Here is a 6,537-nt window from a genome sequence, read left to right as displayed (position 1 = left end):
GGGACGGCGGACGTGGCGGTCACCGCGCCCGAGCCGTTCCCGGGGGCCGGTACGGGTCCGCTCGACCTGCCCGGCCGGCCCGTGCCCGTGCACACGCCCGGCCACACCGCCGGGCACTGCGCGTTCCACTTCCCGGACACCGGGGTGGTGGTGTCGGGCGACGCCCTGGTGAGCGGCCATCCCACCTCGCGGACCGAGGGACCGCAGATGCTGACGGACATGTTCCACCACGAGCGCGCCACCGCCGTGGCCTCGCTGGACGTCCTGGCGGAGCTGGACGGCGACCTGCTGCTGCCCGGACACGGCCCGCTGCACGAGGGGCCCGTACGGGACGCCGCCCGGCTGGCCCGGGAACGCGCGCAATAGGGTGGGACGACGATCGCCCACGAGACGAGGACACTCCCGCCATGGCACTGCAGATCAACGCCACCAACCCGGAGCACCCCGCGCTCCTGTTGGAACTGCCGTGGCAGCTGCCGCTGGAGGAGTGGCCGGAGGAGTACCTGGTGCCGCTGCCGCGCGGCATCTCCCGGCACGTGGTGCGCTACGCGCGCGCCGGCGACGAGGTGATCGCGGTGAAGGAGCTCGCCCGGCGGCCCGCGCTGCGCGAGTACGAGCTGCTGCGCGACCTGGACCGGATCGGCATCCCGGCGGTCGACCCGCTCGCCGTGGTCACCGGCCGCACCGACACCGCCGGTGAGCCCCTGGAGAGCGTGCTGATCACCCGTCACCTCGGCGGCTCGATGCCGTACCGGTCGATGTTCGAGACGACGCTGCGCCCGGCGACCATGCACCGGCTGATGGACGCGCTCGCCGTGCTCCTGGTGCGACTGCACCTGGCCGGGTTCGCGTGGGGCGACTGCTCGCTGTCCAACACGCTGTTCCGGCGCGACGCGGGCGCCTACGCCGCGTACCTCGTGGACGCCGAGACCGGGGACCTGCACCCGGAACTGAGCGTCGGCCAGCGGGAGTACGACCTCGATCTCGCGCGGGTCAACATCAGCGGCGAGCTGCTCGACCTGGAGGCCTCCGGGGCGCTGCACCCCTCCGTCGACCCGATCGAGTTCGGCACCGAGATCTGCGCGCGCTACACGGGGCTGTGGCAGGAGCTGACCCGTACCTCCGTCTACCCGGCGGGCAAGCACCACTACATCGAGCGCCGCATCCGCCGGCTGAACGACCTCGGTTTCGACGTGGCCGAGATGCAGATCGAGCACGCCTCCAACGGCGACACCGTCACCTTCGTGCCCAAGGTCGTCGACGCCGGGCACCACCAGCGGCAGCTGCTGCGCCTGACCGGCCTGGACGCCGAGGAGAACCAGGCCAGGCGGCTGCTGAACGACCTGGAGAGCTGGATGGCCACCCAGGACGACTACGCGCCGGGCGACCCCCTCGGCGCCCGCCCCGAGGTCCTCGCCCACCGCTGGGTGCGCGAGGTCTTCCGGCCCACCGTGCGGTCCGTGCCGCCGGAGCTGCGCGGCCCGATGGACGCCGCGGAGATCTACCACGAACTGCTGGAGCACCGCTGGTACCTGTCCGAGCGGGCGCAGCACGACATCGGGCTCGACACGGCCGTCGAGGACTACATCGAGAACATCCTCCCGAAGGCGCGGGAGACGCTCCGGCCGACGGACGACTAGCCGGCCGGAGCGCGCGGGGTCAGGCCGGGGGGACGACCGCCACGGGGCAGTCCGCGTGGTGCAGGACGCCGTAGGCCACCGAGCCGATCCTGGCCCCCACGGCCGTGCGGTGGGCGCGGCGGCCGACCACCATCAGCTGGGCGGTGCCCGACACCGACAGCAGCACCTGCCCGGCGCTGCCCATCTCCACGTGCTCGATCACGTGCACGTCGGGGTAGCGCTCCCGCCACGGCGCGAGGGCCGCCGCCAGCGCCTTCTGCTCGAACGGTTCCAGGCCGCCGGCCTCGTCGAGGAGCCGGAGCGAGGCGGGGCTGTAGGCGAACACCGGCGGCAGGGCCCAGGCCCGTACGGCGCGCACCGTGGCCCCGCGCCGGGCCGCGGTCTCGAAGGCGAGGCCGAGCGCGGCGGCGCTGTCCTCCGGGTCGCCCTGCTGGCCGACGACGATCTCGTGCCCGGCGACCTCGTTCGACGCCTGGTCCCCGGCCCGCACGAACACCACCGGCCGACCGGCGTCGACGATCACCTGCTGGCCGACCGAGCCGACCAGGAAGCCCATGATCCGCCCGTGTCCGCGTGAGCCGAGCACCAGCAGCTCCGCGTCCGCGGCGGCACCGGTCAGCGTCCGCACGGCGTCGCCCTCCAGGACGTCCGTCGTCACGGCCAGGCCGGGGTGGCGTTCACCGACGGCGCGGACCGCCTCCTCCACCGACGCGCGCACCCACTGCTCCTGCGTCGTCCTGTCCCCCGTGTCCACCGCGTCGTGCGCCTCGAACCGCCAGGCGTGCACCACCCTGAGCGGCAGTCCCCGGCGGACCGCCTCCCGCGCGGCCCAGGCCAGCGCGGCGAGGCTCTCCCCGGTTCCGTCGATCCCTGCCGTGATCGGGCGCGTCATGCGGTTCCTCCCGGTGTCGTGTCCACTTCGCATGATCCAGTCTTCCCCACGCCCCGCTGCTCGCGCATACCTGAGCGCGGGAGCGCCGTCGAACATACGATGGGCAGGGCCGGTGCGGTGGCCGCGGCCCGGCCGGGGCCCGCCGAGCCGGGGATCCGAACGCACGACGTGGGGGACGTATGTCACAGGCCGCCGAAGCGGCACGGACCGTGATCATGACCGTGGACGACGACCCGGGCGTCTCCCGCGCCGTGGCCCGGGACCTCAGACGGCGCTACGGGGCGTCGTACCGGATCGTGCGCGCGGAGTCCGGCGAGTCCGCGCTGGACGCGCTGCGCGAACTGAAGCTGCGCGGCGACCTCGTCGCCGTGATCCTCGCCGACTACCGGATGCCCCGGATGAACGGCATCGAGTTCCTGGAGCAGGCCCTCGACATCCACCCCGGCGCGCGGCGGGTGCTGCTCACCGCGTACGCGGACACCGGCGCGGCGATCGACGCGATCAACGTCGTGGACCTCGACCACTACCTCCTCAAGCCGTGGGACCCGCCGGAGGAGAAGCTCTACCCGGTCCTGGACGACCTCCTGGAGGCCTGGCGGCGCAGCGACCATCGGCCGGTGCCCAGCACCAAGGTGGTCGGGCACCGCTGGTCGGCGCGCTCCTCGGACGTACGGGAGTTCCTGGCCCGCAACCAGGTGCCCTACCGCTGGTACTCCGCCGACGAGCCGGAGGGCCGGCGGCTGCTGGCCGCCGCGGGCGAGGACGGGATGCGGCTGCCGGTGGTGATCACCCCGGACGGGACGCCGCTGGTGGAGCCGGAGTCCGTGGACCTCGCCGCACGGGTGGGCCTGGCCACGACCCCGGAGGCCGACTTCTACGACCTGGTGGTGATCGGCGGCGGTCCGGCGGGGCTCGGCGCGGCGGTCTACGGGGCCTCCGAAGGGCTGCGGACCGTGCTGGTGGAGCGGTCGGCGACCGGCGGGCAGGCGGGACAGTCCTCCCGGATCGAGAACTACCTGGGCTTCCCCGACGGCGTGTCGGGGGCTCAGCTCACCGAGCGGGCGCGGCGGCAGGCCACGAAGTTCGGTGCCGAGATCCTCACCGCGCGGGAGGTGACGGGTCTCGAGGTCAGTGGCGCCGCCCGGGTCGTACGGTTCTCCGACGGGTCGTCGGTCGCCGCGCACAGCGTGATCCTGGCGACCGGGGTGTCGTACCGGCGACTGGCGGCGCCCGGCTGCGACGACCTGGGCGGCTGCGGGGTCTTCTACGGGTCCGCGCTGACGGAGGCCGCCGCCTGCCAGGGCCACGACGTGTACATCGTCGGCGGCGCCAACTCGGCCGGGCAGGCCGCGATGTACCTGTCCCGGTTCGCCAAGTCGGTGACGCTGCTGGTGCGCGGGCCGGACCTGGCGGCGTCGATGTCGCACTACCTGATCCAGCAGATCGAGCGGGCGCCGAACATCTCGGTGCGGTGCGGCGCGGTCGTCGAGAGCGCGCACGGCGACGGTCGTCTGGAGCGGCTGACGCTGCGCGACACGGGCAGCGGGGAGACCGAACTCGTCGACGCACAGTGGCTGTTCGTGTTCATCGGCGCCGCCCCGCTGACCGACTGGCTGGACGGCACGGTGCTGCGGGACGAACGCGGGTTCATCCTCGCCGGACCCGACCTCACCCCCGACGGGCGGCCGCCGGCCGACTGGGAGCTGGACCGGCCGCCGTACCACCTGGAGACCAACGTGCCCGGCGTGTTCGTCGCGGGCGACGCACGCGCGGAGTCCGCCAAGCGGGTCGCGTCCGCCGTCGGAGAGGGAGCCATGGCCGTGATGCTCGTCCACCGGTACCTGGAGCAGTCGTGAGCGGGCGTCCGATGCCGTGCAGCCCGCGGGAGATCGGCTCCCTGTTCCTGTTCGAGAAGCTCACCGCCGAGCAGCTCGGGCGGCTCTGCGCAGAGGGGCGGGTGGAGCGGTTCGAACCCGGGCCGGTCTACGCCGAGGGCGACCCCGCCACCTGCTTCTACGTGATGCTGGAGGGCACCGTCGTGCTGTCCCGCCGGGTCGGCGCGGACGACGTGGAGGTCAGCCGCACCTCCCAGCGCGGGGTGTACGCGGGGGCCATGCAGGCGTACCTCGGGGACCGGGTGCGGCAGGTCTACAACAACTCGATGCGTGTGACGGAGCCGACGCGGTTCTTCGTGGTGCCCGCGGACACGTTCGCGAGCGTCATGCGGGAGTGGTTCCCGATGGCGGTCCACCTCCTGGAGGGGCTGTTCTTCGGTTCGAAGAACACCCAGCGGGCCATCGGCCAGCGCGAACGGCTGCTGGCGCTGGGCTCGTTGTCGGCCGGGCTGACGCACGAACTGAACAACCCGGCCGCGGCGGCCGTACGGGCGACGGCGACGCTGCGCGAACGCGTCGGCAAGATGCGGCACAAGCTGCGCGTCATCTCCGCGGGCACCTACGACCGCGAGACCCTCGCCGACCTCATCGAGATCCAGGAGCGGACGGCCGAACGGGTCGCGAAGGCGCCCGTGCTCAGCCCGCTGGAGGCCTCGGACCGGGAGGACGCGCTCGCCGACTGGCTGGACGACCACGGCATCCCCGACGGCTGGCGGATCGCCCCGACGTTCGTCCAGGCCGGGCTGGACCTGGACTGGCTGGACCAGGTCGCCGCCGCCGTCGACGAGGCGACGCTGCCGTCGGCGGTCGGCTGGCTCAGCTACACGGTCGAGACGGAACTGCTCATGGACGAGATCGCGGACTCCACGAACCGCATCTCGCACCTCGTCGACGCCGCCAAGCAGTACTCGCAGCTCGACCGCGCCCCCTTCCAGGTCGCCGACGTGCACGAACTCCTCGACAGCACCCTGCTGATGCTGTCGGGGAAGTTCGGCCGGCGGATCAAGGTGGTCAAGGAGTACGACCGCACGCTGCCGCGGATCCCGGCGTACCCGGCGGAGCTCAACCAGGTGTGGACCAACCTGATCGACAACGCGGTCTCCGCCATGAACGGCGCGGGCACGGACGGCGGGCGGGGCACGCTGACCGTGCGCACCGCGCGGGAGAACGACCGGCTGCTGGTGGAGTTCGGCGACACCGGCACGGGCATCCCGCCGGAGGTCCGCGACCGGGTCTTCGACCCGTTCTTCACCACCAAGCCGGTGGGTGAGGGCACCGGGCTCGGCCTGGACATCTCCTGGCGGATCGTGGTCGACAAGCACCACGGGACCCTGCGGTTCGAGTCCGAACCGGGCGACACCCGCTTCCAGGTGCTGCTGCCGCTCACCGCCCCGGCCCCCGACGACACCCCCGAGGAGCCCGCATGACCAGCGACCACGCCATCGACCCCGGCGTCCCCCCGACCGGCGCGGGCTGCGCCGACTGCGACGCCGTGGGCGGCTGGTGGTTCCACCTGCGGCGCTGCGCGCAATGCGGCCACATCGGCTGCTGCGACAGCTCGCCCGGACAGCACGCCACGGCGCACTTCGAGGCCACCGGGCATCCCGTGGTCCGCAGCTACGAACCGGGCGAGGACTGGTTCTGGGACTACGCCACGAACGAGCTGTACGAGTCCGGCCCCGACCTGGCCCCGCCCGTGAGCCACCCGGCGGACCAGCCGTCACCGGGCCCGGCGGGACGGGTGCCGTCCGACTGGGCCCAGGCGCTGCGCCGCTGAGGGACCGCGGCCGGGAACCCGCGGCCGCCGCCCGTCGTTGTCCGGACACCCCCACCGGTCCGTGTACGACGACAGCAGGGCGGCGCTATGCAGGATCTGGTCCCCGGCGGCAACCTGACCCTCCCGGGCGGTGCCGTGACCGTCCGGGTGCCCGGACCCTTCGACGTGTCCGCGCTGATCACGGACGACGGCGGAAAGGTGCGGGGCGACGGGGACTTCGTGTTCTACAACCAGCCGTCCGCGCCGGGCGCCCGGCTCGCCGGGGACACCCTCACCGTCGACCCGTCGGCGCTGCGTCCCGGTGCCGCGCGCGTGACGGTGGCCGTCAGCCCC

General features: G+C 73.4%; 7 protein-coding genes. 6 read left to right on the top strand and 1 reads right to left on the bottom strand.

From position 1 onward, the window contains the following. Together B7767_RS24930 and B7767_RS24925 are read left to right on the top strand one after the other, a co-directional pair. Positions 1-366: MBL fold metallo-hydrolase (locus tag B7767_RS24930; protein ID WP_143652622.1), on the top strand; the 366-nt coding region annotated here is incomplete at its 5' end. Between the two features lie 41 nt (positions 367-407). Beyond that, a complete protein-coding gene (locus B7767_RS24925; protein ID WP_085574161.1) occupies positions 408-1,640 on the top strand; it encodes a DUF4032 domain-containing protein in 1,233 nt (410 codons plus the stop codon). 19 nt (positions 1,641-1,659) lie between these two features. On the opposite strand, the gene B7767_RS24920 is transcribed toward B7767_RS24925, so the two are convergent. Beyond that, the gene (locus tag B7767_RS24920; RefSeq protein WP_085574160.1) at positions 1,660-2,532 is read right to left on the bottom strand and encodes a universal stress protein; all 873 of its coding nucleotides are present in this window, start codon (positions 2,530-2,532) and stop codon (positions 1,660-1,662) included. A gap of 179 nt (positions 2,533-2,711) precedes the next feature. Between B7767_RS24920 and B7767_RS24915 the strand changes: the two genes are divergently transcribed. The 4 genes from B7767_RS24915 to B7767_RS24900 all read left to right on the top strand — a co-directional run. Then, a complete protein-coding gene (locus tag B7767_RS24915) occupies positions 2,712-4,388 on the top strand; it encodes an FAD-dependent oxidoreductase (RefSeq protein ID WP_085574159.1) in 1,677 nt (558 codons plus the stop codon). Next, on the top strand, positions 4,385-5,854 hold the full coding sequence (locus B7767_RS24910; protein ID WP_085574158.1) for an ATP-binding protein: 1,470 nt from the start codon (positions 4,385-4,387) through the stop codon (positions 5,852-5,854). The genes B7767_RS24915 and B7767_RS24910 overlap by 4 nt, the downstream gene beginning before the upstream one ends. Then, positions 5,851-6,204 carry a UBP-type zinc finger domain-containing protein gene (locus B7767_RS24905; RefSeq protein ID WP_085574157.1) on the top strand — a complete coding sequence of 118 codons (354 nt, stop codon included), beginning with the start codon at positions 5,851-5,853 and terminating at the stop codon, positions 6,202-6,204. The genes B7767_RS24910 and B7767_RS24905 overlap by 4 nt, the downstream gene beginning before the upstream one ends. A gap of 87 nt (positions 6,205-6,291) precedes the next feature. Further along, positions 6,292-6,537, top strand: a 246-nt coding sequence (locus tag B7767_RS24900) for a TerD family protein (RefSeq protein WP_143652621.1), incomplete at its 3' end; no start/stop codon positions are given.

This window comes from Streptomyces sp. 13-12-16, from assembly GCF_002114215.1.
Classification (GTDB): domain Bacteria; phylum Actinomycetota; class Actinomycetes; order Streptomycetales; family Streptomycetaceae; genus Streptomyces.
This window is presented reverse-complemented; position numbering and strand designations above follow the sequence as displayed.